At 58.2% G+C, this 26,984-nt stretch carries 26 protein-coding genes; 15 read left to right on the top strand and 11 right to left on the bottom strand.

What is annotated here, in order from left to right:
- Positions 1-51: 51 nt before the first annotated feature.
- Positions 52-945 (bottom strand): TIGR02391 family protein, encoded by an 894-nt coding sequence (locus ACQK2Q_RS12505; protein WP_425410073.1) that lies wholly within the window; start codon positions 943-945, stop codon positions 52-54.
- Positions 946-1,128: 183 nt separating this feature from the next.
- Here ACQK2Q_RS12505 and ACQK2Q_RS12500 point away from each other — a divergent pair, with 183 nt between their 5' ends.
- A complete protein-coding gene (locus ACQK2Q_RS12500) occupies positions 1,129-1,668 on the top strand; it encodes a hypothetical protein (protein ID WP_425410072.1) in 540 nt (179 codons plus the stop codon).
- A 6-nt stretch (positions 1,669-1,674) separates the two neighbouring features.
- On the opposite strand, the gene ACQK2Q_RS12495 is transcribed toward ACQK2Q_RS12500, so the two are convergent.
- Positions 1,675-2,928 carry a Shedu immune nuclease family protein gene (locus tag ACQK2Q_RS12495; protein ID WP_425410071.1) on the bottom strand — a complete coding sequence of 418 codons (1,254 nt, stop codon included), beginning with the start codon at positions 2,926-2,928 and terminating at the stop codon, positions 1,675-1,677.
- Between the two features lie 575 nt (positions 2,929-3,503).
- Here ACQK2Q_RS12495 and ACQK2Q_RS12490 point away from each other — a divergent pair.
- A complete protein-coding gene (locus ACQK2Q_RS12490; RefSeq protein WP_425410070.1) occupies positions 3,504-5,207 on the top strand; it encodes an ATP-binding cassette domain-containing protein in 1,704 nt (567 codons plus the stop codon).
- Here ACQK2Q_RS12490 and ACQK2Q_RS12485 read toward each other — a convergent pair.
- The 3 genes from ACQK2Q_RS12485 to ACQK2Q_RS12475 form a co-directional block, all read right to left on the bottom strand.
- A complete protein-coding gene (locus ACQK2Q_RS12485; protein ID WP_425410069.1) occupies positions 5,200-5,391 on the bottom strand; it encodes a helix-turn-helix domain-containing protein in 192 nt (63 codons plus the stop codon). The two genes, ACQK2Q_RS12490 and ACQK2Q_RS12485, sit on opposite strands and share 8 nt — an antisense overlap.
- 100 nt (positions 5,392-5,491) lie before the next feature.
- A complete protein-coding gene (locus tag ACQK2Q_RS12480) occupies positions 5,492-5,695 on the bottom strand; it encodes a helix-turn-helix domain-containing protein (protein ID WP_425410068.1) in 204 nt (67 codons plus the stop codon).
- Positions 5,696-5,828: 133 nt separating this feature from the next.
- Positions 5,829-6,068: a helix-turn-helix domain-containing protein gene (locus ACQK2Q_RS12475; protein ID WP_425410067.1), complete on the bottom strand. Its 240-nt coding sequence runs from the start codon at positions 6,066-6,068 to the stop codon at positions 5,829-5,831.
- Positions 6,069-6,195: 127 nt separating this feature from the next.
- Between ACQK2Q_RS12475 and ACQK2Q_RS12470 the strand changes: the two genes are divergently transcribed.
- The 5 genes from ACQK2Q_RS12470 (at position 6,196) to ACQK2Q_RS12450 (ending at position 13,270) form a co-directional block, all read left to right on the top strand.
- A complete protein-coding gene (locus tag ACQK2Q_RS12470; RefSeq protein WP_425410066.1) occupies positions 6,196-6,606 on the top strand; it encodes a helix-turn-helix domain-containing protein in 411 nt (136 codons plus the stop codon).
- 27 nt (positions 6,607-6,633) lie between these two features.
- Positions 6,634-7,236 (top strand): RNA polymerase sigma factor, encoded by a 603-nt coding sequence (locus ACQK2Q_RS12465; protein WP_425410065.1) that lies wholly within the window; start codon positions 6,634-6,636, stop codon positions 7,234-7,236.
- The gene (locus tag ACQK2Q_RS12460; protein WP_425410064.1) at positions 7,211-8,260 is read left to right on the top strand and encodes a FecR family protein; all 1,050 of its coding nucleotides are present in this window, start codon (positions 7,211-7,213) and stop codon (positions 8,258-8,260) included. The genes ACQK2Q_RS12465 and ACQK2Q_RS12460 overlap by 26 nt, the downstream gene beginning before the upstream one ends.
- Positions 8,261-8,508: 248 nt before the next feature.
- Complete coding sequence (locus ACQK2Q_RS12455) at positions 8,509-11,148, top strand: TonB-dependent receptor (protein WP_425410063.1); 2,640 nt, start codon at positions 8,509-8,511, stop codon at positions 11,146-11,148.
- A gap of 64 nt (positions 11,149-11,212) precedes the next feature.
- A complete protein-coding gene (locus ACQK2Q_RS12450) occupies positions 11,213-13,270 on the top strand; it encodes an Atxe2 family lasso peptide isopeptidase (protein WP_425410062.1) in 2,058 nt (685 codons plus the stop codon).
- Here ACQK2Q_RS12450 and ACQK2Q_RS12445 read toward each other — a convergent pair.
- The 4 genes from ACQK2Q_RS12445 to ACQK2Q_RS12430 all read right to left on the bottom strand — a co-directional run bounded on the left by ACQK2Q_RS12445 (position 13,267) and on the right by ACQK2Q_RS12430 (position 16,778).
- Entirely contained in the window at positions 13,267-15,012 is a 1,746-nt protein-coding gene (locus ACQK2Q_RS12445; RefSeq protein ID WP_425410061.1) for an asparagine synthase-related protein, read from the bottom strand. The two genes, ACQK2Q_RS12450 and ACQK2Q_RS12445, sit on opposite strands and share 4 nt — an antisense overlap.
- Positions 15,012-15,680, bottom strand: coding sequence for a lasso peptide biosynthesis B2 protein (locus tag ACQK2Q_RS12440; protein ID WP_425410060.1), 669 nt, complete (start codon positions 15,678-15,680; stop codon positions 15,012-15,014). The genes ACQK2Q_RS12445 and ACQK2Q_RS12440 overlap by 1 nt, the downstream gene beginning before the upstream one ends.
- Positions 15,681-15,794: 114 nt before the next feature.
- Entirely contained in the window at positions 15,795-15,944 is a 150-nt protein-coding gene (locus ACQK2Q_RS12435; protein ID WP_425410059.1) for a benenodin family lasso peptide, read from the bottom strand.
- Between the two features lie 171 nt (positions 15,945-16,115).
- Positions 16,116-16,778: a GntR family transcriptional regulator gene (locus ACQK2Q_RS12430; RefSeq protein ID WP_425410058.1), complete on the bottom strand. Its 663-nt coding sequence runs from the start codon at positions 16,776-16,778 to the stop codon at positions 16,116-16,118.
- 305 nt (positions 16,779-17,083) lie between these two features.
- Here ACQK2Q_RS12430 and ACQK2Q_RS12425 point away from each other — a divergent pair, with 305 nt between their 5' ends.
- The 6 genes from ACQK2Q_RS12425 to ACQK2Q_RS12400 all read left to right on the top strand — a co-directional run bounded on the left by ACQK2Q_RS12425 (position 17,084) and on the right by ACQK2Q_RS12400 (position 21,699).
- A complete protein-coding gene (locus ACQK2Q_RS12425; protein WP_425410057.1) occupies positions 17,084-17,860 on the top strand; it encodes a LuxR family transcriptional regulator in 777 nt (258 codons plus the stop codon).
- 79 nt (positions 17,861-17,939) lie between these two features.
- Positions 17,940-18,557, top strand: a complete 618-nt coding sequence (locus ACQK2Q_RS12420; protein ID WP_425410056.1) for an acyl-homoserine-lactone synthase — start codon at positions 17,940-17,942, stop codon at positions 18,555-18,557.
- 18 nt (positions 18,558-18,575) lie between these two features.
- Positions 18,576-19,493, top strand: coding sequence for a phytanoyl-CoA dioxygenase family protein (locus ACQK2Q_RS12415; RefSeq protein WP_425410055.1), 918 nt, complete (start codon positions 18,576-18,578; stop codon positions 19,491-19,493).
- A complete protein-coding gene (locus ACQK2Q_RS12410; protein WP_425410054.1) occupies positions 19,471-20,397 on the top strand; it encodes a helix-turn-helix domain-containing protein in 927 nt (308 codons plus the stop codon). Before ACQK2Q_RS12415 ends, ACQK2Q_RS12410 begins: the two co-directional genes overlap by 23 nt.
- Positions 20,398-20,548: 151 nt before the next feature.
- Positions 20,549-20,935, top strand: a complete 387-nt coding sequence (locus ACQK2Q_RS12405; protein WP_425410053.1) for an isochorismatase family protein — start codon at positions 20,549-20,551, stop codon at positions 20,933-20,935.
- 575 nt (positions 20,936-21,510) lie between these two features.
- Positions 21,511-21,699 (top strand): TetR-like C-terminal domain-containing protein, encoded by a 189-nt coding sequence (locus ACQK2Q_RS12400; RefSeq protein WP_425410052.1) that lies wholly within the window; start codon positions 21,511-21,513, stop codon positions 21,697-21,699.
- A 54-nt stretch (positions 21,700-21,753) separates the two neighbouring features.
- On the opposite strand, the gene ACQK2Q_RS12395 is transcribed toward ACQK2Q_RS12400, so the two are convergent.
- Positions 21,754-22,689, bottom strand: coding sequence for a LysR family transcriptional regulator (locus ACQK2Q_RS12395; RefSeq protein WP_425410051.1), 936 nt, complete (start codon positions 22,687-22,689; stop codon positions 21,754-21,756).
- 289 nt (positions 22,690-22,978) lie between these two features.
- On the opposite strand from ACQK2Q_RS12395, the gene metC reads away from it, so the two are divergent.
- Together metC and ACQK2Q_RS12385 are read left to right on the top strand one after the other, a co-directional pair.
- Positions 22,979-24,226: a cystathionine beta-lyase gene (gene metC / locus ACQK2Q_RS12390; RefSeq protein ID WP_425410050.1), complete on the top strand. Its 1,248-nt coding sequence runs from the start codon at positions 22,979-22,981 to the stop codon at positions 24,224-24,226.
- 57 nt (positions 24,227-24,283) lie between these two features.
- Entirely contained in the window at positions 24,284-25,591 is a 1,308-nt protein-coding gene (locus ACQK2Q_RS12385) for an APC family permease (RefSeq protein WP_425410049.1), read from the top strand.
- Between the two features lie 94 nt (positions 25,592-25,685).
- Here ACQK2Q_RS12385 and ACQK2Q_RS12380 read toward each other — a convergent pair whose 3' ends face one another.
- Positions 25,686-26,660, bottom strand: a complete 975-nt coding sequence (locus tag ACQK2Q_RS12380; RefSeq protein WP_425410048.1) for a threonine synthase — start codon at positions 26,658-26,660, stop codon at positions 25,686-25,688.
- Positions 26,661-26,984 lie beyond the last annotated feature (324 nt).

The raw sequence follows: 26,984 nt of genomic DNA, 5'->3' as shown, positions 1-26,984 counted from the left end.
TTATGAGGGCGCACAGCCTGGCAGACGCCAGTAAGTGCGTTTCAAATGGGGTTACGGATCTAGCGGGGTGTCTTTCTCGTCAGCGCTCGACGGCGCCTCGACCGCGCTCCTTTCAAGCTGATAAAGATGATTGATCAGCAAAAATTCGCTTAAGAGGTCGTGCGCCGGCGCATCGATTTCGCGATGTGCGCGTGCGTTGCGGTGGGCGCCGACAGCGCCGATGAAAAGGCCGGCGCGGCCTTGCCGCTCCGCAGCGCCGAGGCCCTCCCAAGTAAGTTTTGAAGCGTCCCCCTGAAAGGCGAGCGCGTATATCAGTGATGCGCCGCCTTTCGCGTCCATGTCTCCGTTCGCTCCAATGCGCTCGCGGACGATCGTTTCAAGACGGCGATGCGCTTTGAGGAGCGCACTGTCCGGATCGGTCCAAAAGGCGACCGCCAGGTCAAGCAATCGGTCGTCGATAATCTGCATGGGAATAATCGGATCCCACCGCCGCCAGATGTTTTTCCTTTCGATCAAGGAATAATGTTCGGGATAGACATAGTCCCAGAGTTCACGCGGTCGCAGCGGCGGCGTCCTCACTATCGCTTCCATGTCAGCATTGGTGAATGCGGAGGCGTCCAGGCGTTCAAGCAAAGCATGATCGATGTCGATTTCTTCAATTTCGACACCATGGAGACTTAGCAATGCGAGAGCGCAGGAGAAACCTGTCGGGCCTTCTCCGCCATAGCCTGAAGTAAATCCCGATTTGATGGCTATTGAATCCCCTACTTCCGTCAAAAGCAACAAACCATGATGCGGATGTTGGCGATGACGCGATGTCAGGATCAGAGCCTTTTGCAGATAAGCAGGACTATATAAAAGCCGCTGCACGGCGGTTAGGCAGTCCTGTGTGGAACCGGCAACGCCATGATATTCAATCCCGGCAAGGTCGCTTGTATTCAACATGTCCAATTATAAGTATAGCGGAAGTGCGCCGAATTATGGTCCATTTGCCGGAATTGTCGACTGTATATCGTAATGCTGATCTGGGACGTCTGGCGTTTTCCATTTGCTTGCATAGATTAGGCCGTCCGGCGCCAAACAAGCGAGCCATTAGCGGGGCCAAACATTCAGGATCGAACCGCATTCATGATCGAAGTTCACAACCGTATTTTCATTGCTGGCGAATATGCCTGTCCGGGCTGCGGGCCGGCGAGTGGTTTTGACCCGGCCGGTCGCGAATTGCCTGTGCAACAAGAAGCCGAAAGGGCGATCGTTCACGCCTGCAAATCGCCCTGTCACCAAAGAGCCGTCGGATACAAGGGCAATCTCGACAACGCACACCCGAATTATCTCGTTATCGAATCCGGAAACGATCTTTACCTCAATATGATCGATCCGCCGGTTCCGCTGTTCAAGCCCGCGCTGTTTACTGAAGCCATGCGGTTCGCAAAGGAACATTGGGACGCGGGAAGAGCAGTGCTCTTTCATTGCAATCAGGGAATGTCGCGTGCGCCGAGCCTTGCGCTTCAGTATCTTGCAAAAGTACGGCGTGTCATCAGCGACGATTCCTATGAGGCGGCGCGGCGGGAATTCGCAAGGCTCTATGAATTTTATGCGCCGGGGAAAGGGATTGCGACTTATCTTACGGAAAACTGGGATAATATCGGCGCTGGCGACAGCGATTAACAAGCTCTATTCTATTTCCGCCTTTCTGTCGGTGAGCGACGCTATCGTATTGTTCAGGCGGCGCAAGAGATCATCGTAAGTGAGGATGTCCATCATATTGGCGTATTTGCGCTTGATGACTTCCAGATCGAACATTTGATCCGGCGTCAAGGCCTCGCTGTGTTTTGTGGAGCGGTCCCGCCCCAGAATGATGATCGCCTTCGGATTAGTGATGCGAAGCGGCATTCCATTTGGCAATCTTTTTGCGTGTCGTTTGGTCAACTGGCGCTCGCCCTCGACGCCCCATTTCGATAAGTGAAACAGGTATTTCTCCGCCTGCATGATGCTGCCGGATAATTCACGGGTCGGCAAATTATTGTCGCGATAGCGTGTTTTCGCCAACACGGAATTGTCGAATGGTTTCTTTATTTCAATGACATCGATATTGCCGCCGGCGTCAACGAGGCAAAGGTCGATAAACCGCTTTTTTGTTTTGTCAGGCGATGAATAAAAATCCGAAATCCGGACGTTTTCCAGCACAGCGACATATTTTGGGAGGAGCAACAGGATCACTTTCGTAATCATCTCCTGCCAGTCCCGTTCGGAATAGGACTCCGCCTTCTCTAGCCAGGCTGTAATTGTATCGCGGAGATAGACATATTTGTCGATTTCCGCCTGTAAGAGCGATTCCTGCTTGAGCGGTTTCTTGCTTACCGACGATTTTCGTTTGCTGAGGTAAGTCTCGTATTTTTCACGCGCGTCGCTCACTCCGTCGAAGAATTCGCCGACAATCGCTTCGACACGCGCGGCCGCATAGCGATTGAGTTCGCCGGTATTGGGAAACCGGTCGAGCAATTCCCGGAAGACATCCAGCGGGATCGCGCCGTCACGGTCGCCCCCGACGACAATATCGCCGCCGTCCTGCTTCACCTTCGCAATCCGCTTGAAAATGCCGATATTGCGCTCGGCAACGAAAAGTTTGCGTTCGAGGGGTATGCCTTTGTCGGCGATCAGAACGTCAACTTCCATATCCAGAATGCGCCCTGCGATACGGAAGTAACCATCCTTTCGTTTGGCGAAGCGAAACCGAAATACGCCGCGTTTCAATTCGCCGAATTCGTCTTCCTTCGGCCTGGAAATGAGATCGCTGTCCCTGAAGCTGAAGGCGCGGCTTATCCTCACCTGATGATGTGTCTTCAGCTCCCGCAAAACCCACCAAGCGTCGTTTTCGGGGGTATAGTCGAGGGCGACATCGTTTTGTTTTATGTCGAATTTAATCATCGCCTTTTCCAATCATCCGCCACCTAAGAACCAAATAGCACGACGTGGCATCGGGCTCTGCTTTGGTCGGCGGCGAAATCAAAATGTTGTCATCAATATTCTTCTTTTGGTCTCCGATTGCGAGGCTACTTAACGTCGTTTTCGATCCTGCACCTCTGTAATACCTATGATGACTTCGTTGAGGTAGGCTTCGATAATACTCAACTCTTCGTCAAGGATCGGGAGGTCTGGTGGAATGTTATTCACAACGCGGGGGGGTGGTATCTGAGTTTGCGTTGCGAGATGTTTTTTTGATCTCGAAGAATTCTTCCGAGAATGTACTTCTTTCGCGCGCCGCATTGAGCTTTAATCTCCTGAATTCTTGTCGGTCATTACTAACACCAATTGCCTTCGCTCGATATTTGAATGGCGTCACTCAAAATGACGCCGCCACCAGTTAGGTAACCATGAGACCGGCTTCGATGGTAGTCGTGTCTGACAACCCCTGCTGCCACCGGTAGAATATGGAAGCCTGCTGGGAAGTGTTATTCGATACTTGACGCGTAGCAGCCCGGGGAGGCGGAGACAGTGACCGTGTGACGAGCTTCGGAGTGATCGGGCGTCTTGTCGCGATGATCGGCCGGCCGTCGTTCGGCGCGCGCCGGGATGCAGTCTCAGCGATCGCCATTGAACTCGCAAACGTTGCGCTTGGCGTCTCGTCGCCGGTGCTCTTAAAGCTCGCGGTGGACGGGCTGACGGCGGGATCGGCGCCGATCGGCCTGATTGTATTTTTCGTCTCGGGCTTCGTCGTTGCCTCGACCGGAGCAAACGTGACGACCGCGTTAAAATATGCGTTCACAATACGGATCATCGACAAGCTGGCGCGCCGTATCGTGCTCGATGCTGCGCGGGCGCAGCTTCCAGCCCTTGCCCGAACGCGCGAAGGCGATAGCGCCCACCTTCAGGGCGTGCTGGAGCGGCTGCCTTTCAGTCTCCAGATCGTCATCGACGGCCTTCTGTGGCGCGCGGCGCCGCTCATCGCGCAAACGCTGATCAGTCTCGCCATCGTCGCTGCGCTCGTCCCGCTGCGCTATGTCGTGATGATGATTGTGGTGCTCGGCGCCTATCTCGTCGCCACAAGGCGCGGCGCGGCGAAGTTTCAGGACGCGGCGCGCGCCGCTAATGAAGCGGTCGCCGCGCAGGCGCAGACCCTCGGCGATATTGTCAGAAACGCACGCCGCGTCGTCTTTAACGGCAACCTCGCCGCGGAGCTCGATATCATCGGCGCGGCGCTGGCCGGTCGGCGGCGCGCAAACGAAGCCGTGTCGCGGCTGATCGCGGCGACGGCGGCGCTGCAATCGACCGTCCTCGCGGCGGGCTTAAGCGTGCTTCTTTGTCTTGCTGCGACTGACGTCGTAGCAGGACGCCTCACAGTCGGCGATTTAGTCCTTCTCCAAGCTTATGCGTTTCGCCTGGCGCTGCCGCTCGGCGGCTTCGGTTACATCATTCGCCAGGCCGGCGTCTCCATCGCCAATATCAGCGAAGCGCTGGACCTTGGCGGCGAGGTGCTTGGCGAGCCGCCGTGTCACCCGCCGGCGCCGGCCGGTCCCGCCGCGATTGCGCTGGACGCTGTCGGCTTCCGCTATGGCGAGGAATGGGTGCTGCGCGGCGCGTCGGCGCAGATCCCGCCGGGCGCCTTCGTCGTGATGCTCGGGCCGAACGGGTCGGGGAAATCGACCCTCGCGCAGATTATCGCGGGCATCATCGAACCGGAAGAGGGCGGTGTCTCGATCGATGGCCGGCCCCTGCGCGATATCGAACCCGACGCGCGCTGCCGGCTCGTCCTCTACACGCCGCAGACCGTCGGTCTTTTCAACCGCACCTTGCGCGAAAACGCGCTCTATCCGCCGACCAATGCGAGCGAGGCGGAGCTCGCCGCGATCCTCGCCGAATGGGGCTTTTATGAATCCGGCCGTCCCATCGATCTCGGCCTCGCGGTCGGCGAGCAGGGCGCGCGCCTCTCCGGCGGGCAGGCCCAGAAGCTGGAGCTGGCGCGGCTCGCGGGCGTTTCGGCGCCGGTCGTCATTCTTGATGAAACAACCTCGGCGCTGGATCGGACAAGCGAGGCGCGCGCGATCCGCACGCTGAGAGAACGTTATCGAGGCCGCTCGACGCTTATTCTCATTACGCACAGAATTGCATTGGCGCGAGAGGCGGATCTGGTGTTGTTTCTGGAAAATGGCGGGCTTGAATCGGGGCGGCATGAGACGCTGCTGCGGGGGCGCAATACGGCTACTTAGCCGTTAACTTCGCGATCGCTTTTTTCGGGTCAAACCCAATTGCGTTCGCTAGGTCGAGAAACTCGATCACATCGACGCGCCGTTCGCCGCTTTCCACTCTGGCGACGAATGACTGATACTGACCGAGGGCCTTGGCAAGTTCGGTTTGATTCATGCCTGCGGCTTTTCGCTCCTTAATCAGCATAGCGATGAGCGCCTTATGGCGTTTCGATCCTATCGTCTTTGCTGACATAACTGCGTGGCCGCGTAGTTCTGAAATTAGCGAAATTGATGTTATCAAGAAATCAACTGTCCAGCAGGTCGCCGGCTGCGCACTTCAGTCTAGTACAGATGATCTGTAACGTATCGATTGTGATGTTTTGTTCGCCAAGTTCGATCCGGTTGACCGAGGCTTGGTCAATACCGAGCTTTCGAGCAAACTCCTTTTGAGTTAACTCGCCCCGACGGACGCGAAGATTGCGCGCGAGATTTTTCCGAAAGCTCGACACATGTGCCGGATGCCACAGGTAGCAATGCACATGTGCATAAAATGCACTTGCGCATTTCTGCCATCATTGATTCGAAGTCTTGTCGAACGGAAGGTGGCGCAAACTGCCCTACCGCGTTGCCTGAGTTTATTGCTCAGGAGTCGTGTAGAAGGTCGCCTGGGCGGCAGCGCAGCCGAGTGCAGAGTTGTTGCAATGTGTCAATCGTCACATTCTGTCGACCCTGCTCGATTCTGTTAACGGACGATTGATTAAGGCCGACGCGACGCGCGAACGCCTTTTGCGTCTGCTTTCCGCGCAGAGCGCGGATGTTCTTGGCCAATATTTCTCTCAGGTCCGCCACGCCCCAAGGAGTGCCATTGACCGAAATGCACATGTGCATAAAATGCGTATGTGCATTGCCGAGGCCTTGGAGCCGGACAAGTGGCGGGACGATGGGACAGCGACGAGCCCCAAGCAAAGCTGATGTTTTGCCGAAGGATTCAATTGAAGGAGCGCTAGGAATGGCGCTTCAGCAGTTGCGGCAGTCTCGCGGGCTGAACCAGACCGAGCTCGGGCGCCGTCTCGGCGTCAGCCTCCAGCAGGTCCAGAAATACGAAAGCGGCAGGGACCGGATGGCGGCTTCGACCGCCTATCGCGCCGCCGAGATTTTGGGCGTCGAAGTCGGCGCGCTTTACGCGGGGCTCCGCGCCAGACCGGGGCGTTCTCCCAAGTCGGCGAACACAAAAAGAAACCCGATCCTCGTGGTGCCGCTGACTGTCAATCTGCGAGCGGCGCCGGCGCGCGAAGGTGAACTGATCGACCTAATCCGGAGCTATCAGGCGATTGCGGACGCGTCCGATCGCGCGCTCGTCCGCAAACTCCTCAAACGGCTGTCGGGGTTTTCGGCGCGGACGAAGGCGGCCGCGCAATGATCGACCTGCGCAATATGGGGCGGTCCGATGGCGCCTGATGACGGCTACTCCCCCGCTGCGCCCGCCACGCTCGATCTTGAGGATGCGTACCGGTCCTATCACGAGCCGCTGGTCTCGTTCCTCAGCAACAAGCTCCCTGAGAAGTCGATCGCAGCTGACGTCGCGCACACGGTCTTCGCGGCGCTCGCGGCACGACCCTCGCTCGATGCGGTCCACAATATGCGACAGTATCTGTTCCGGGCGGCGCGCAACCAGCTCGCCGACTACTACCGCAAGGAACACGCGCAGGAAAAACGCGTTGAACGCTTGAAGACCGATCCCGTCGCGCCGATGGGCCAGGAATCGCCGAATCCCGAAGACGAAGCGATCCGGCGCGACAAGATCGTGCGGCTTCGCGCGATTATCGATGCGATGCCGGAAAAACGGCGGCGGGTATTTCTGCTGGCGCGGTTCCAGGAATTGACCGAAACTGAGATCGCCGAACGGCTCGGCATGAAACCCGACGCCGTGAGCAAGCACGTCTCGCGCGCTATGCGCGATTGCAAAAGGGAAATGCTGAAGCTCTTCGATGATGCGCCGGCGAACCAACATGCGGAAGACCTGAATGGGCGCAGCTCCCGAAAACGCTGATAGCGCAAACTTCGACGAGGCGACGCAATGGTTCTGGCGCCTGAAGGGCGGCGCCGCGACCCCCGAAGACCGCCGTGCTTTCGAGGCATGGCGCAAGGCCGATCCGCGCCATGCCACCGCCTATGAAGAGGCGCGCGAAGTTTGGGACGTTGTCGGCGAGCTCGATGACTTGCGGGAGCTGGCGACCGCGCCAGACTTTGCGCCGCCGGCGAAAGGGCGATTTTCAGCCGGCGGACATGCCGGCGTGGGGTTTTCACGGCGCTCCTTCGCCTATGCGGCCCTCGCGGCGTGCCTCGCGCTGGCACTTATTATCCCCGCGATCGTTTATACGCAGCCCGCCTGGCTCCTTCCCAATATCCATGCGACGCGTACCGCCGAAACCGCGGAGATCGTTCTTCCCGACGGCAGCGCCGCCGAACTCGCGCCCAAATCGAGGCTCAAAGTCGTTTATTCCGACAGCGAACGGCGGGTTTATCTTCAAAGCGGCGAGGCGTTTTTCGATGTTCGCAAAGGCGACGCGCGGGCGTTTTTTGTGTCATCCGGAGATGCGGAAGTCCGCGTGACCGGCACGAGGTTCAATGTCCGCCAGGGGGCGGCTGGCGTCACCGTTTCCGTCGCGGAAGGCCATGTCGAAGTGCGGCGACATGCGCCGGGCGACAAAACAGGCGCAAGCCTCGCCGAAGCGCGTCTATCCGCCGGCGAGGAAGTCGCGGCGCTGGAGAGAGGCGAAGGCCTCACCGAAGTCGTCGAAGCGCCGCCCTCGGCGATCGCCTCGTGGCGCGCCGGACGTCTCACCTACAGGGGCGCGCCCTTGCGCGAGTTCGTCACCGACGCAAACCGCTATTCAGAGGTTGCGATCGTCGTCTCCGACGACAGCCTCCTCGATCTGCCGCTTGTCGCTTCGCTCCGCACCGACCAGATTGATGCGATGATCGAAGGCCTTCCCGACATTCTCCCGATCGAGATCGATCGGTCGCGAAAAGACCGCATCATCCTGAGACCTGCCGCTGCCGCGTCCAACTGATTTTCTGACGTTTGGTCGCCGGTCGTTTTTGAACTCCGGCATTCGGCAAATGCCCGCCAGGCGCGCGCGGCGACGGCGCCTGCTGCTGCGGCATTAAAAAAAAGTCCCCAAGCCCCTGTCAGGTTTTCGGCCATCGCGACGACAGCATGACCGGAAACGACATGTCGCGCCGGAACGAAGCGCCCGTGTGCGGCGTGAAGGTCGTCAGGAGGGGAATAAAACAAATGAATAACAAAATGAGAAGTGCAATGATCGCATCCGCGTCGGTCTTAGCGGTGCTCTGCGCCGCCGAAGCCGCCGCTTACGATGCGCAACCTGCTGTCCGCGGCGAGAACGTTAAACTCCAGTGGAACATTCCGGCGCAGCCGCTGACGGATGCGCTTATCGCTTGGTCCGAGCAGTCGAATTATGTGGTGCTGATCCAGGACGATCTTGCCGCAGGCGTTCAAAGCCAGGCGCTCATGGGGGCGTACACCAGTTTCGAGGCCCTGGAACGGCTGCTGACGCCAAGCACGCTCACCTATAAAATCCGCAACGAAACGACTCTCGTCGTCACGCCGCGGCTCCAGCCCGCCTCCATGACCGTTCCTGCCGAACCACGCACTGCGGCGAACACAAGCGTTTCTCAACCGGCAGATTCTCTCGAATATCGCGAAGTCCGGGAACAAAACCGCCGGAGTCGCGGCGGCGAACATTCGCCCGAGGACCGCGACCAGATCGTCGTGACCGGTACGCGCATTCGCGGCGCTGCGCCGACTGCGCCAGTGCGGGTCGTGACAAGCGAAGAAATCGAACAATCTGGCTTTGGTCAGATCGGCGACGTGGTTCGTAGTTTCCCGGAAGTTTTCGCCGGCGGGCAAAATCCCGGCGTGATCGCGTCGACCGGCTCAGCCGGCAATCAAAACGTGTCCAACGCATCGACGGTGAATCTGCGCGGCGTCGGGACGGATGCAACCCTCGTTCTGTTGAATGGCCGCCGGCTGGCGGGCGATACGTTCTTCCAGGCGGCGGACATTTCCGGAATACCCTTGGCGGCCGTCGAGCGCGTGGAGATCGTCGCTGACGGTTCCTCCGCGCTTTATGGCTCCGACGCCGTCGCGGGCGTGGTGAATTTCATTCTTCGCAATGATTTCGAAGGTGCTGAAGTCACTGGGCGCGTGAGCGGCGCGACACAAGGCGGCGCATTTGAACAGACCTATTCCGCGTTGGGCGGGGTTACGCGATCCGGCTGGCGCGCGCTCGCAAATTACGAATACGCCAAACAAGAGGGTCTGACCGCCGGACAGCGGGACATCACGTCAGAAGCGGTCGATGGCGCGCATCTTCTGCAGCCGCAAGAACGCCATTCTCTGTTCTTGAGCGCAGGCGCCGATCTGAGCGATCGGGTTTCATTGTCCGTCGATGCACTCGCAAGCAAACGGAATGTCGATTATCTGTTCCAGCCGTTCGCATTCTCCTCGCCCTTAAACATCTCGATTGACACTCCGTCTTTCAGCGTCGGATCGACGCTCGACTGGAAGGCCACGGACAAGTGGCGCGTCGCTGTGACGGGCGTCGTTTCACGAAGCCACAATGAAGAGTGGTCACGCTCGCCGGCGACGACGAACAACACGCGATACGAAAACGGGTTGAGCTACGCGGAATTCCTTGCGGAAGGCGCCATCAGCGGCCTTCCCAGCGGCGATATTCGAACCGCGTTCGGCGGCGGATGGCGTCAGGAAAGTTTCGATCTTTCGAGCGCAACCTCGCCACAGTCCGCCATAAGCGGTGATCGCGATATCAAATATGTTTTCGGCGAGGCGCTCATTCCGCTGGTGGCGGATTCAGATGACCGCCCTGGTCTGCACTCGCTGGTAGTCAGCGCATCCGGCCGCTTTGAAGACCGCAGCGACTTCGGGTCTGCGGCGACGCCAAAAGTGGGAATACGCTACGAGCCAGTCTCAGGCCTGACCTTGCGCGCAACATGGGGGAAGTCGTTCAAGGCGCCCTCGTTCCAGCAATTGCTTCAAAGCCGCACTGCAGTGCTATTTCCCGCGTCGGCGTTTCGCGTCGCTAGCGGCGGCGCCGCCTTTTTTGTCACGGGCGGCAATCCCAATCTGGAACCGGAACGCTCACGATCATGGACAGTCGGTGGAGAGTTCAGCCTCGACGGCCGCGCGCCGCTCACTCTTTCCGCGACCTATTTCAACATCGATTTCACCGACCGCGTGGTGACGCCGATCTCGCCTGCTTCGACGGCGCTGATAAATCCGATCTTCGATAGCTTTATCGATCATGATCCGACGTCGCAGGAACAGGCCGACCTCCTTGCAGGGGTTAACCGGTTCGTGAACTTAAGCGGCGCACCCCACGATCCCGATACGGTCATCGCGATCGTCCGGAATTTGCAACAAAACGCCTTATCGCAGCGCATCGAAGGGGTCGACGTTTCCTATCGGCAGGAATTCGGCGCATTAAGCGCGTTTGCCAATGCGACCTGGATCGACTTGCGTCAGCAGTCGGTTCCCGCCGCGCCGGAAGTCACGCTTTCCGGAACGATCGCGAACGTCCCCGACCTTCGCACGCGCGGCGGATTGACGTGGGAGACATCAGGCCTTGCCGTCACCGGTAATGTGAATTTCGTGTCGAGTTCGACCGACACTGGCGTTGCGCCAAATGCGGAAATCGGTTCCTGGACGACAATCGACGCCAACCTCTCATACGACTTTGATGGGGACGGCGGCTTTCTGTCCGGCATGCGAATAGCGCTTTCGGCGACCAATCTCTTCGACCGGGATCCGCCTTTCGCATTGAGTCCGTCTTTTTTGCAGGAAGGCATTTTCTTCGACAGCACGACAGCCTCACCGCTTGGGCGCTTAGTCGCGCTGACGGTCCGCAAGAGGTTCTGATCCTGATCCAAGTAGGCGAGACGCGCCGAACGCGCGTCCCGCTTCCGCTCCATGAGTTCTCCGAATGCCTCGTCTTCCCAAAATTGCCAGCGCTTTCTTTTTATCAGTGACCGCCGCAATCATCAGCAAGGCCGCGGCCGCGCGCGACCCGCACTTAACGACGCGTGCGCTGGTCGAAATGCGTGATTTCTTCGGCGTTGCGATCTCGCCGGATGGGGTTTCCGTCGCGTTTTGCGAAGAGCGGGCCTCAATTGAGCGCAATACTTACGATTCTGTTTGGCATGTCGGGCCGCTCGACGGAAGTGCTGCGCCAGTCCGGATCGCGGACGGAGGCGTGCCTTTGCGCAATGGCGGCCAAGCGCTGAACGAAGCGCCGCAATGGTCGCCGGATTCGCGATGGATCTACTATCGGGCGCTGATCGATGGCGAAGTCCAAATCTGGCGGGCCGCTCGCGACGGAACGCGGACCGAACGCGTGACAGAAGACGCAGCCGATATCGAAGCATATCACCTCTCTTCCGATGGAAAGCGCCTGACCTATCGCGTCGGCGCGACGCGCGAGGCGATCGCGCGTGCAGAAGAGGAGGAATATGATCGCGGCATACTTCTGGATGAAACTATCTATTCCGGCCAAAATCTTTTCCGTTCCGTCTTGGTAAACGGCCGGTTGGTCAGCCAGCGCACGGACCAAAACTTGTTGCGGCAAACGCTACTTTGGAACGCGCCAAAACAATTTAGGGTCGTTGAGCTTGACCGGCTTGCAACGCGCGACGCCGCGAAGACTGAAATTAGCGCTTTTAAGGCGCGCGAGCGAAATCAGGAAGACGGGGCCGTTCAAAACCCGGCGGAGCGGTGGACGGCGGCGGTTTCCGGCGCGCCGCCGTTGATGGATCTGCGGATTCGATCTTCTCGCGGTTCCAATGATGAATTCGTCTGCGGCGAGTGTCGCGAATTGAAAATCGATAGCCTGGCTTGGCGCGGCGAAAACGAACTTGTGCTGACCGTGCGGAATCCGGAGCGCGGCTATGCTCAATCGCTTTATGTCTGGGCTCTTGCGGATCGATCCCTTCGGAAAATTTCAACGTCGGATGGTCTCCTGGGCGGCGATCGCTATGGGTATTCGCCATGCGCGATCGGACGGCGATTCGCGGTCTGCGTCGCGGCCAGCGCCGCGTCGCCGCCGCGGGTGGAACGGATCGACCTCGATACTGGCGAGCGTCGCGTCATTTTTGACCCCAGCGCGCCCCTAATCGGCAAGCACGTTCAGATGGAGTTTCTCTCGTGGAAAGACGATCAAGGCCGTGCTTTCACTGGCTATCTGTTTACGCCGGCTACGGACGATCCAAAAACGCCGGCGCCGCTCTTCGTCACCTATTATCTCTGCCGCGGTTTTCTGCGCGGCGGCGAAGGCGACGAATGGCCGCTCGTTCCGCTCGCCGAAGCAGGCATCGCATCTCTTTGTGTGAATGGACAGTTGCCTCGGCCGGACGGGCGCGACGCCGTCGAAGATTATAACGCAGCGCTTGCAGGAGTGACGGCGATTGTCCGCAATCTCAGCGATCGCGGCGCAATCGATCCTCGGAAGGTCGGCATGGGCGGCCACAGCTTCGGCAGCGAAGCAACGCTCTGGATCGCCTCCCATTCGGACCTTCTTACCGCAGCTTCAGTGTCGTCGCCTGCCGCGACTCCGGCCTGGTACTGGTCCCATGCGCTGCAGTCGGGCTTTCGGGAAAGGGCGAAAAATCAGTGGGGCTTGGGATCACCGGAAGAAACGCCCGACCGCTGGCGCGTGCTTTCTCCAGCTTACTTTGCCAGCAAGTTCGATGCGCCGATGCTCATGCAAATGCCCGAGCAGGAGTTTCGGTCAGCAGTCGAGTATTCCGTCAAGATGCGCGATCAAGGGTTGCCGGTCGAATTGTGGGCGTTTCCGCATGAGCCCCACATCAAGTTCCAGCCGCGTCATAAGCTCGTCGCTTATGATCGTAATCTCGACTGGTTCCGTTTCTGGCTTCAGGACTATATCGACCCCGATCCGCAAAAGGCCGATCAATATCGGCGTTGGAACGAGATGCGAAATCGCTGGCTCAAGGAGCGCGCGCGCCGCGAGGCTGATGCAGGCTAGCGCCAGGTTTGGGTCCATAGCTCGATGGAAGCGAGTTCTATTGCGCTCGCATAAGCGTTGCCCGTGAGCGGGCGGGTGGAGCCGAAAAAATCCTCAAGTGCGCGCCTGTCGAAGAGGCCTTCCGCCGTCAACCTTCCGTCAAGGAGAATGTCACGCAAGAGGGCACGGTTGCGTTCGAATATCGCGGCGTTGAAGCTCGTAAAGTTCCCCTTGGTTCGGCGCTTCAGGATCTTGTCAGGCAGTTCGTCTGCGAAAGCATCGCGCGCGACCGCCCGATTGCGCCCGCCGGTCACCGCCATCCAACTCGGAATGCGCAGGCAGGTCTCGACAACGGGCTGGGTGAGGAGCGGCATTTTTAAGGGGGCGACGCGGCGCCGGTCACGCTCCTCGCGCATGCCCTGGCATCTCGTGAGGTAATCGACGGTCTCAAGCTTTCCTGGCCAGGCGTTTCGCGGCGCGGCGAGCCAGGGATGCGATTGCGTCTCCAGCGCTGCGATGTCTCCGGATAAAAACGCGCGCGAAGCGCCCGCTTTGCGGGCCGATCGCCGCCGCAATCTTCGGACCGCCAGGGCGCCGACTTTCCATATGCTGCAGCTATTGAGCTCAGCGACATCTCCGACGGCGTTCAGAAATGTCCGGCCGGGTCCCAGCGCGATCAGTGCGTCCGCCGCTGGCGCTGAACTCGTGAGATAGCCGAGCACATAGTCGCCGCCGCTGCCGCTGAAATAGCTATCCGCGCTGCGGGCGAAGCCCTCCCGCTCGAGGATGAGATCGGAGACGCGCTTCAGTGGATGGTCGAGCGGTCGCGGCTTACGAATGGGCGACAGATCCATAATGTCCACGTCCTCAGCGGAAAGCCGCACGAAATGTATGGGCGCTGCGATATGGTCAGCCACGTCTTGCGCATATTGGCGCTCGTCGCCGCCGGCGTCGCTTGTCCAGAGCGAGACGCAAGTGACGGGAACGTCCGCATATTGAAGGCATGCAGCGACGATCGACGAATCAAGTCCGCCTGACATTTCCAGCAATGCCGAGCGCGCACCCTTGGCGCAAGCCTTCGTCGCTTGGATGATCGCATCCCGGAGAACATCGACGGCTTCGTCCCGGTCGGCGAATTGCCGTCCGGGCGCAGAGAAAGTCCACGGCGTCCACGCCGTCTGCCGCCTCCACGTCCCGCCGCTGCGAGACCAGGATGCGCCCGAGAGAAATTCGTTAACGCCTTTGAGGCAAGTGCGCTCAGTTCTGAGCCCGGCCTGGACAAGCCACTGCGCCAGCGCGTTCCAGTCGATCTCGCCGTCAACAAGGCCGAGAGAGACGCCGAACTCCACATCGGAAACGAATGCGTCAAAGCTGTTGCAGCGCAGCGCGTAACACGAAAGACCGCCAGACGGATCGCGCAAGAGGAACGGATCATTGTCGCGAGAGAGGACCGCGACATATTCGCCCCAGAATTCTTCGAACAGGTAAGCCCCGTCCGACTCCGAAATTCGTTTGCTCTCCTTTCCGTCAAACTTGTCAGAGCAGCGACTGTGCTTTGCGCGCGAATAAATATCCCCGATGATGAGCCCGTCGCCATTCTCAAGAAATGTCACAGGCGTATCCGAATTCACAAGCACGACGCCGCGCGACAATCGCGCGCTAGTTCTCAGATCCAGCGTGCGCTTCGCCCGTTCTACGACTTGAAGCGCAGCTTCCGATGACGTTTCGTCACGCCAGAACAACGCTATAAATTGCGCGCCCACTATACGACTCTGATCGGCGCGAAGCTGAGCGCATGGTCCAGCGGGTTATTGAGCAGCGTATCATGCGCTTGCACCCAACAATGCGCCTGAAAGGGGGAACCGCTAACAGCAATGACGAGATCGGCCAGCGCTCCGCGGCTTAGTAGAAATCTTAAAAGCGCCAACGATTCCGGCAAACAAACAGGCTTGATCGGAATGAGACGTTGCGCCCGATGAAAAGCCACAGCCAGCCGCTCTATGGATTGAATGTCGAGGTCGCGGCGCAAGCGGCGTGACTTCTCCCTCGCTTTCCTCACATCTTCAAGGACGGCGCAGAATGGTTTGGCGCGAAGTTGAGCGCTTGTCCGCGCAAGGCGCCAGGCGACCTCCGGCGCGTTGCGCCATGCTGATTCTGAATTAGGCGCGCCATATTCGATGGCGCTGCGGGCCGGCCGCGTCGCCTCGACCGGTGCAATCGGTTGACCCAGGGCGGGGTCATTGACGATAAGGCCGCGCCTCAAGAGGTCAGCGACTTCTGGCGTTGGCGCTGCGCGGTCCTCCATTAAAGCGCCCAGCGCCGCCCCAAGCGACGGCGACAGCTGGAAATAGCGATCGCGTAATAAATCGAGGAAGACCAACCGTCCGCCGCAATCGCAAAACGACAAATGCTTCGGCAAATAATAAGTCATCGCCTTACGCTTCAACCGGATTGATTTGGACTAACGTCCTCTTTGCTCGCGCCGTCGTCCGTCACGTTGCATGAGGCTGGAGCGCGCGAAATGGATCCGCGCGCTCCGTCAGGCTCAGTCGGAGATCCCGACCTGCGGAATCCGATTTTCGAATTCCTCGGGCAGTCCCGGCGCGCCTTGAGTGAGCTCGCTCGCCGCGCCAAGATCGGCGATATCGTCGTCGTGCTCGGCGACGCTCTCGATATGGTCTTCGGGCTTTTTCATGTCTTTCTCCTTTCAGTTGCGCCATGAAATTGCATGGCGCAATGAAGTTAGGCGCGAAGAGCGAAAACTCCCAAGCAATTCTCAGATAATTAGTGGAAGATTACTCTGACGATTCAACCGCTTGTAATCAGTATAAAGAATTATCCGGAAATATTCTCCGCAACGGGTGTTTTACTCACGTTCTTCAATGGCTGAACGACTATCGCTGGCATGCCGCTCCCTGTGATCTTGCATTCGCGCGACGATCTTGGCGACGAGCCTGATGCGGCGCCGATGATAGGCGTTGACGAGCCGGTCCAGCTCAGAAAGATCGAGCGCCGCAAATGCGCGAAGGATACGCCGCAACTCAGAATCGCGATTTGAGATCCATTCGCCTTCAAGGCGGCGAATGGGTCTTAAATGAAGACTGGCGTCTGCAAGCGCCCCGGACAGGCGCTTGTTGCCGCAAAGGGCCATGATGTCTCGAAATGCCAATTCAGTTTTCAGCTCGACGCCCGTATCGGAAGGGACGTTTTGAGAGTCGATTGTAGATGGGGTCCGCGCGTTTGCGGCGCGCGTAATCGCGAGACTAAGCAACGCCGAACAGGAATCGTAGAGATCTCGCAATTCTTGTTCGGAATGAAGAGGTGCAAAAAAGCCTTCGTTTGAATGCGATAAGATGAACCCCGCGCCGGCGAGTCGATTTAGCGCGTTGCGTACGGGTGTCGGACTCACGCCGTCCACGGCCGCGATTTCATTCGCCTCGATTCTGGTACCTGGAGGGATCGCGCCGGAGAGAACGCGTTCCATCAGCGTTCGAAACATGCTTTCGGTTATTGAAGGTCGTCCCGACATTCGCAGCGCCGTTGTCTATTCGCGCAATCATGCAGACGCCGCCGTTATCGCCGAAATCGGCCTTAAGCTAACACGCTGCCCGCACGCTTGCGCGAGCGTTCAGTTAGAGGAACGCTGTGCGCGTTCGATATTTAGAGTTAACCAGAAATATGTAATTGCGCTTCCAGATTCTACCTGAGATTGTTACTCTCGTAGATTAATAGACCCCATAAAAATACTTTTCGTCAATTTTCGAATTAACTCGATTACGCTTGTCCATTGGTTCGATGGCGGTTCCGAGCGAGTCGGGAAGGAGAGAGCGATCGATGACCGGTCTGAACGCCGTCCAGGCGTTTGTCGACAAAGCTCGGACCCTGGGCGGCCCTGCAGAGCTGCGCGAACTTTTAGCCGACATCACGACCGAAATGGGCTTTGACTATTTCGCGCTCATGCATCATGTCGACCTCAGCGGTTATTCCGAAGCCTTGACGCATATGGAGGAAGGCGAACTCGTCGCGCTCGGCACCTACCCTGAGAGCTGGATTGAGCGCTATATCGCCGACAATATCGTCGCGAACGACCCGGTGCTGTTGGCGAGCCAGCGCACCAATGTCGGGTTCTGCTGGTCGGACATACCAACGCTTATTCCGGTGACCGAGGCGCATCGCGAAATCCGCGAGCGGACCGTCAAGGCGGGAATCGACGATGGATATACGGTTCCCGCTCATGTGCCGGGTGAGGCAAACGGAAGCTGCAACTTTGCAATGGCCGCAGGACGCGCCTTGCCGCATGACAATCTCAAAATGGCGCAGCTCATCGGCGGATTCGCATTCCAGGCGGCGCGTGCGATGGTGTTCAACGCCTTTCCGGAAGCAAAGCGTCCAATAAAGGGGCCATTGACGCAGCGCCAGCTTGAATGCGTGCTGTTCGCCGCGCGGGGCAAGTCCAATTGGGAAATTGGCAAGATATTGGGGATTTCGGAAGGCACGGTGAAACGGCATATCGAAGACGCGCGCGCTCACTACGAGGTCGGCAGCCGCATGCAGGTCGTCATGCGCGCGCTCTTCGAAGGCCAGATCGGGTTAGTCGACGCGCTTCGATAGTCCGGTCAATGTGCCGAAAGGCACAATGACTTGAAAGCGACATCGGGGAATCCTCCACGCAGCAAAACGTGGAGGGTTCATGCTTCGCCTCATCGACCGGCGCAATCTCGAAGAATTTCCAGACCTCGTGCGATCGATGCATCGCGACCGCAAGCGTCTCTTCGTCGATATCTTCCATTGGGACCTCCCGCATAAAAATGGCGAGGAGCGCGACGCCTTCGACGACGATGACGCTTCCTATCTCGTCCTTTCGGACGATGCAGAGCGGCACATCGCCTCAATTCGATTCCTGCGCACCGACCGGCCGCATCTCCTCGACACGGTGTTCCCCGAACTCTGCGAAGCCGCCATTCCGCGAGGGCCCGCTATTCGAGAGATCACGCGGCTTTGCCTGCCGCTGCGCAAGATGGATCGCATTGCAGCGCGCAATATCCTGGCGCGCGGCATCATTGACTATGCGAGGAAGGCTGGCGTCGAGAGCTACACCGCCGTCTGCCATATGGCCTTCCTCTCGGAGCTTCTCTCCGCGGGCTGGCGTTGCACGCCGCTCGGCATGCCGCAGGTCGCCGGCGGCGCGCCGGCAGGCGCCGTCGAGATCCACATGGACGGCGACACGGCCGGCCTCCTTGCGGCGAACTGGCGGTGTTCGCCTGCGGCGCCGCGCCTGTCCCTCTATCGATCGGAACTTGCCGCCTGAACAATCGGAGAAAGTCCCATGCAATCTATCGCGACTAATCAAACTTTCGATTCGACGGAAATCGATGTCGATGCGCTCACACGCCGGCTCCTCGCAGACGGTTACGCCATTGCGCCGGCGCTCCTCGATCCGGAGTCGATCGACCGGCTTTGCGCTGAACTCGATCCGCATTTCAGGGCGGCGTCCTTCGGTCGGGGCATGTTCTACGGCGCCGAGACGAAACGCTTCGGCGCCGTGCTGAAGCGTTCGCGCGAGGCGCAAGACATCGTCATGCATCCGGCGGTCATGCGCGTCGTCGAAAGCGCCATCGGCGCATGGTGCCAGTGCCTTCAGCTCAATCTGACCCAAGCGATCGAGATTCACCCCGGCGCGCCGGTGCAAGCCCCTCATCGCGACCAGGACATGTGGGCGGGCCCCAAAGGCGCCATGCAATACATGGTCAATGTCATGTGGGCGCTTGACGACTTCACAGGCGAAAACGGCGCGACGCGGCTCTGGCCGAAGAGCCATATCGGTGATCCGGAAGAAATGCTTCCTGATGAAGACGCCGTTTCTGCGGTCATGCCGAGAGGCTCGGCGCTGTTTTTCCTCGGCTCGACCCTGCATTCCGGCGGCGCAAACCGGAGTGCGACGCCCCGGCGCGGACTCATCATGTCCTATTGTCTCGGCTGGCTGAAGCCCTGGGAAAACCAGTGGCTCGCATATCCGCCGCACATAGCGCGATCGTTTCCGGAGGAACTGGCGGCGCTCGTCGGCTACCGCCAGCATCTCCCTAGCCTCGGCAATTACGAAGGCCAGTGTCCGAGCGTCCTGCTCACTGGCGATCAGGCGCCCGACCATCTTCCGTTCACCGATGCGCTGAAAGACGAGCAGTACGACTTGATGCGCCAATATTACGATGGCCTGGCCGCCCGTGAACAAGAAGCCGCGCGCTGAGACTGCGATGGGTGCGGCGTATCGCTGGCGGCGAAATGAACTCATCGACTTCGCGGGCGCGAAGCCGTCGCCGGGCTTCATGCTTTGCAGTCGCTTGAGCGCCGGCGGCGTCACGGTCAGCCGAGGCCGTCTCGCGGCGAATGACGGCGCCGAAATCGGCGCCGCTCAGCTCGTCGTCGCTGTTGTTGAGAGCGACGCCTTTGAGATGGAATGGCGCCCGGCCGGCGCCGATGAACCCCGTCGCTTCTGGCTCCTGCCGAATTCGGCCCAGATCGTTCCGCCCGGCACGCCATGCTATTCGCAGTGGAGCGCCAGGCCGACGCTGCTGACCGTCGCGTTCGAGCCTGCGCTCATCGAAAGGCTCTTTCGGGAAACCAGCGCTCGCGAAGAGGGCGACATTCATGCGCGGTTCGGCATGCGCGACCCGGAAATCGACTCCATCGTTTCAAAGCTGCGCCTCGAACTGCAGTTTGGCGGATGGTCTGGACGCCCATATCTTGAATCGTTAGGCGTCGTTCTCGCTATGCACCTTTTCCGCAGCTACGCCAGTGCAAAAAGCAGTCAGGCAACAGGCGGCGGTCTTGGAATCCGGCGCCTGCGCCGGGTCGCTGATTTCATCGAAGCCCATCTCGGCGAAGAACTGACTCAAGCCGACCTCGCGCGTGTCGCGGAACTTAGCCCTCATCATTTCGCAAGCGCGTTCCGGACCTCGGTCGGCGTCGCGCCGCACCGCTACCTCACGGAGCGCCGCATCGCCCGCGCGAGGGAGCTGCTTGCCAAATCTGAAGCCACAGTCACGACGATTGCGCATGCGCTTGGGTTTTCGAGCCACGGACATTTCTCAGAGACCTTTCGGCGCTTCGTAGGCGTGACGCCAACTGCTTACAAAGCGCGTTGCCGTTAGCAGGCAAGATCAGCGATTTTCTGGTGTTTTTGCAGGAGTTTTCCAAATGGCGGGAGAACCTATAGTGGTCGCGGGAAACTGCGCTGTCGTTTTTGTCGAAGAACCGTTTGCACGAGCGAAGGCCGAGACCTGCGAATTCCCGCAACGGAGTTTGGCGGCCGATCTCGCCGAGGCGATCGCTGCGCCACATCTTGATTTGCGCGGGGAAAGCGACTTTATCATCGACAGTGCATTCATAGCGAAATTCGGTGAACTAAAGCGACGCTCCCTGATTCTTTTTGGCGCTTTGCTTGAAGGAGCGGTCACGCAGATTGCTCTTTCAATGCTGCTGGAAGGCTACGATATCTATGTGTGCGCTGATCAAGTCAAAACAGCAGACGCAGCCCGCGAGACCATATTTCTTGAACGTATTCGCCATTGCGCCGGCCATGTGGTCACATTGCCTCAGATCCTTCTCGAACTACTCTCCCAAGAAGAAATCGACAAAAAGCGCCAGGCCCTGTTGGCCGTGTTGAATGCAGTTCGTGTCTCAAGATAAATTCGGAGCAACGACGTCGCCCGACTTTGCCGGTCCATCCGGTGATACGGGTGATCATTGCAGGGCCCGATATGTGCGGCTCTCGAAGAGATTGAAAACACGCTCGGCTTATTTCGCACAGAACTTTCAGTAATTTCCCGCCTACTCATAGTAGTTCACTCCAGCCTCCGAATGCATGGCAACAATTCTTATTGAGCGACAATAAAGTTCAATGACGAACGGTCGATGGTGCGTTCTGAGTGCGCAAATGGGAATGGTTTTCCGGTTTGTTGCGGGCCGTAGCCCGTGATGGGAGTCAGGCATCGGCGATGTTGGCGCCGCCGCCAATATAAGACGTTCCGCTTTTTACGCGCACTACGCCAATCAGGACGGTTTGAAAAGAAGCGGCCTCTGTGGCGTAATACGCTGGGCCTTGGGCGGCGCAGCTATTCATAAACATCTGAGCACGCCTACCTCAAATATAGCATCTTCACTTTTGAGCATTCGCACTACCATCTCAGTCATTTCCGGGGGTTAGTTTACGATCTGACCCGGTGTTTGTGCTTGGCTATCTTCGTGGAAGGCTCGCGGACCCGATGCGTCGCGAGCTTTCTCCCCAAGCCGAGGACATTGGTTCGGATATCATTCCGCGCGAATTCAATGTCCAGTTCGTCGCCGGCGCTTTCATGGCCGTGCTGGTCTGGTGGCTCGACGGGGGTACCGAACTTCCACTCTGCGAAGCAGACGCCATATTCCGCAGTCTCACGGAAAAAAGACGTGACTAAGGCCGGTTAAGTTGACGCTGCACTAAATGCTGTGATCGCGCTCCGCCGGGCGGACTATTTCCTCGTAGCGCGCTTAAGTCTCACGGTTCGCGACATCGCCAGTTCCAGTGCTTCGTCGCGTACCTCCTCAAGAATTTTCAGAAACGATTGAGTAAGACGGGACAGCGGTTTGTGCTTGGGCAGAAACAGCATGTATTCGAATTGAATCTCCGGCTCGAAACGGCGCGCTTCGAGATGACGCTCGATGAAATCCATGGCCGTGATCGGATTGATAATCGAAACGCCGACGCCCTTGAGAACGAGGCCGCAGATCGTCGCCGCATATTGCGTTTCAACAATGATGTTTCTAGAAACGCGGGCTTTTTCAAACACGCGGTCGATCCGCGCTCGCGACAGGTCTTCGAGCGCTAATGAAATAAACGGCTCGTTTTCGAAGTCTTTCGGTTTAATGATGTCGAGCGCGCCCATGCGGTGACCTGGCGGAAAAACACATACGCCGGGCACGCTCGTGAACAGGCGCGCCTCGACGCCAGGATACTCGCCGGGACGGGCGAGGCCAAGATCGAACTGCTGCGCTGCGACCCATTGCCGAACTGTCGATGAGCTGCGGGTTTGCAATTGCACGGTTACGGATGGGTGCTGTGCGTGAAACTTCTGAATAACGGTGGGCAGGAAGCCCATCGCCAACGCCGGCAGGCTGGCGATCCGCAATTGGCCGGATCGAAAGTTTCGAATGTCGTCGGCGGCCCGTTTTAGCGCGTCGAGCCCAGCGAAATTGCGGTCGACTTCTTGGAAAAAGGATTCCGCTTCCGGCGTCGGCGCCAGCGCGCTCCCTTTTTCGCGCACGAACAGGCTGAAGCCGACGGCGTGTTCAAGATCGGCGATGAGCCGGCTGACCGCAGGCTGGGAGACGTGCAGGAATTCAGCCGCATTCGTCACCGAGCCGGTCATCATGACGGCGCGAAAGGCGTCCAGTTGGCGGAGGTTCATTGCGTTGCCCCAAAGGGTATTACATTCTGGAATACCCTAGCCAAATTATTCTATTTTACAACATGACCCAGCTGGCGCCGAATGGGCAGGAGATTTCGAAAGGAGTTTATGAAGACGAATAAGAGTGAGCAGTCCCGGTCTGCGCCGGGAGCGGGCTGGGTGCGCCTGATACGCCGGGCGGTTTCAGGCGTCTCGCTTGCTGAATATTGGATTCTCCAGGCGCACATTTTAACGGAAGAACGAAATTCGACAGGCGGCAGGCCAAAAAACATAACCAGAGGGGAATGCTGTGAAGGCGGATAATAACCCGTATACTGACATAATAGACGATAAAAAATCGCAAAAGAGCGCTAAAAAGGAAGTTTTGAGACAGGCGACGATCGCAACACATGGCGGCCCGAGACCATCAGAACAAGCCGGCATGCTCAATCCGCCGGTTTATCGCGCCTCGACTGTGTTCTATCCTACTGTCGAGGCCTATAAGCGCCGACATGACGGATATTACGACGATGTGATCTACGGGCTTTATGGCACCAAAACCACATTTGCGCTGGCGGACGCAATTTCGAAACTGGAGAATTCAAGCGATACGTTGATTACCTCGTCCGGCACGGCGGCGAATGCGCTGGCGGCGGCTGCATTTTTGAGCGCCGGAGATCATCTTCTCGCCGCCGATTGCGTTTACGGCACGACGCGAAAATTTTTTGAGACAATCCTGAAGCGGTTCGGCGTCGAGATCACATACTTTAATCCGAGAATCGGTGATGACATACGAACCGAATTTCGCCGCAATACACGCGCCGTATTTCTTGAATCGCCTGGCTCGCAATTGTTCGAGATGATCGACATCCCTGTCGTGGTGGAGTCGGCGAGGGCGGCGGGAGCGGTCACACTGATCGACAACACATGGGCGACGCCGCTGTACTATCGTCCTCTCGATCATGGCGTCGACGTATCGATCCAGTCGGGCACGAAGTATATTTCCGGCCACTCGGACATCATGCTTGGGTCGATCAGCGTGCGAAGCCGATCGCATTTCGAGCAGATCAAGGATATGGCCGGACGCTGGGGCAATAGCGCCAGCCCGGACGACTGTTATCTCGCGCATCGCGGTTTGCGGACGCTGGATGTGCGCATGGAGCGCCATCAGCAGAACGCGCTCCGCCTGATCGAGTGGTTTGCGCGGCAGCCGGAAGTGGCGAGAATACGCTATCCGGCGCTCAAGGACGATCCGGGTTATGATGTCTGGCGGCGCGACTATGCCGGGGCGTCGGGACTGTTCGGCGTCGAGCTTGCTAGAATGAGCGATCATGCGGCGTCGGCGTTTTTCGACCATTTGTCGCTCTTCGGTCTGGGCTCCAGCTGGGGAGGGTATGAGAGCCTGCTGGTGCCGGCCTGGCCGAAACCTGTCCGGGTTGCGAGCGCCGTCGATGAAGACTGTGAACTTATCCGCGTGCATGCAGGCCTTGAGGACCCGGCGGACCTGATCGCTGATCTTGAGGCGGCGTTTGCGCGGATGCGCGCCGTCACATCGTAACAATCCGCTTTGCGAAGACCTGAAGAAAAAGAAAACGAACAGCAATGGAGTATCAACTTGGCGGATAATACTGAGCTTGCGCGAACAACCGGACGTGTTGGAACGGGCGTCATCGCCTTGAACGGTATCATCGGCTCAGGGATTTTCGCCTTGCCTGCCGTCGCGATGCAACAAGCAGGGTATTTCAGTCCGTGGGTTTTTCTGATCGCCGCGTTGCTGATCACAACAATCGCTTTGTCGTTTGCAAGAGCGGCGAGCTTTTTTAAGGAAACCGGGGGGCCGATTGTCTACACGACCCATTCCTTCGGCCGGTTTGTCGGATTCCAGACAGGATGGCTGCTTTATATCAGCCGCGTCGCGGGGCTTGCGGCGAGCTCGAACCTGCTCGTGAGCTATGCAAGCTGGTTCCTGCCGGCGCTTGATACGCCCCTGATCCGGCCAATGGCAGTCGCAATGCTGATTTCATTCTACACCTGGATCAACTATATCGGCGTACGCAACAGTCTGACCCTGCTCTATGTCCTGACGATCTTGAAGCTTGCGCCGCTTTTTCTTCTCGTGCTGTTCGGCCTGCCGTCAACGGAACTGGACGCCATCATGGGCGCGAGCGTTCCCGAAATGAGAACGCTTGGAGAGGCGATCCTGATCCTCATGTACGCGTTTATCGGGTTTGAAGTGGCGGTCATTAATGCCGGCGAGTCAAAGAATCCGAAGGCCGACATTCCCATTGCATTAGTGACGACCGTTGCGCTGGTCTCGGTCTTCTATATCGCAATCCAGGTCGTCTCGATTTCAGTCGATCCGTCTATCGCGGAAACCAAAACACCGCTCGCTCAGGTTGCCGAACGACTTATCGGCCCTATTGGAGCGTCCATTCTGGCGTTGGGGGCGGTTTTTTCGATCGCGGGCTCCAGCGCTACGTCGATGCTCGTGGGACCGCGACTGACCTTCGCCCTGAGCAAGCAGGAAACGATACCCAAATGGTTCGCCGCGGTTCATCCGAAGTTTGGGACACCGGGCAATTCCATCCTGTTTTGCGGCGGCCTCGGGATTTTGCTCGGCGTTAGCGGCGGATTTGTCTGGCTGGCGACTGTCAGCACGCTGGTTCGTTTCATCACCTATGCGTTGACGATCGCGTCACTGCCGCGGATAGAAAAAACAATGGACAAGGATCCGCGACAATTCGCAATTCCCGGCGGTTTGATTGTGCCGGTTTTCGCCTTCCTGCTATCTGTCTGGCTGGTGGGGCATGCTTCGTTAAAAGCGTGGGGCGCGGCGGTCTTTCTGTCGCTCATCGGAAGCGCGTTCTATTTCATCAGACGCCATCGCTTTCTCACCAGGGCTACGCAACCAAAGCAACCGTAGCAACATCAGTTTCGTGATCAAGAACAGTTCCAGCGATCCAAGGAAGACTCAGAAAACGATACCGTCTTTACCCTGATTTCGAAACTGGAGTTTGCTAAAGCTCGAATTCCTTGTAACCGTTGGACGAAGCTATCAAAACGACACGTTCGTCAGCATGGATTTTGCCCTTATCGATCAGTTGTTTCAGTCCGCTGAGGCTGGCGGCCGAAGAAAGCTCCACGTAAAATCCGTGCTGCGCCAATGTGCTCTGGTCTCTAGCCGCCGACCCATCGCTCACAACGACAACGCCGCCTTGCGACTGCTTCAAGGCGTCAATCGCCTGATATGTCACTGTCGATCCAGCGATGGAAACCTGCCGCGTGTGACCCTCGAAATTCCGCCGATAGTCGCTTCCATTGAAGACTTGATCGATACGCGGAAACGGCTCAACGGCGTAAAGCCTGGGCAGCCGTTGAATGAGGCTCCTTTCCCGCAGAAACCGAAAACCTTCGAAGACGCCCCAAATGAGATCTGCGCGAGAGGTCGGAACGATAATTGCGTCGACGCCGTTTGCACCCGTTTCCTCATATAGTTCGAATGCAATCGTCTTTAATCCGTCTACGCCAAAATGATTGCTGCCGACTGGCGGGTTAATGTAGTTAGTGACCGGAAACCAGCTGTCTTCCGTGACGCGCTCTTCGACATACTTCCAGCGGTCAAGCGAATTTTTCGCCTCGATCAATCGGGCGCCGGTCGCCGCAATCGCGCGTCGCCAGATCGGGCTCATGTCAGGCGTCGTAACGATCACGCATTGAAGACTGACCCGCGCCGCATAGGCCGCAATCGACGCGCCGGCGTTCCCGGAAGATGCGCCGATCACCGTTGTAGCCCCAATATCCAACGCGCGGGCGACGGCGAGCGCGCTCATCCTGTCCTTATGTGAACCTGTAGGGTTTTGTCCCTCGCTTTTTACAAGAATGTCGCCAGTTCCGACCTCGTTGGCGAGTGCCGGCGCGGAGAGCAATGGCGTCCCGCCTTCGCCCAGCGTTGGATAAGCAGCATAAGGCAGGCACGAAGCGTATCTCGCCATTCCTCTGTGCCGGGAATTCACCTGCCATGCGTCGGCGCTGTATATTTGCCGAACGCTTGAGGGATAGCCTTTTGAAAGACACAATGGGCAGCCTGTGAAGTAGTCGGCAAGCTCATGCTGCGTTTTGCAACACAGGCATTCAATTCCAATGAGATTGGAATTTAATTTATGATTGGCCTTTGCGGTTTTTTGCACGCTAGCGCCGGCATTCGTCGATTTCGTCAAATCCGAATCCCCGTTTCTCTAATATAATCCATACAATTCATATTCGTACGACGCGTATCACAGACAACAATCTTCAGGATATTCTTATCGATAGCTCAT

It is taken from the genome of Hyphococcus sp. (assembly GCF_965228385.1).
Classification (GTDB): domain Bacteria; phylum Pseudomonadota; class Alphaproteobacteria; order Caulobacterales; family Parvularculaceae; genus Hyphococcus.
Note: the sequence above shows the minus strand (reverse complement) of the source record. Positions and strands in the feature narration are given on the sequence as shown.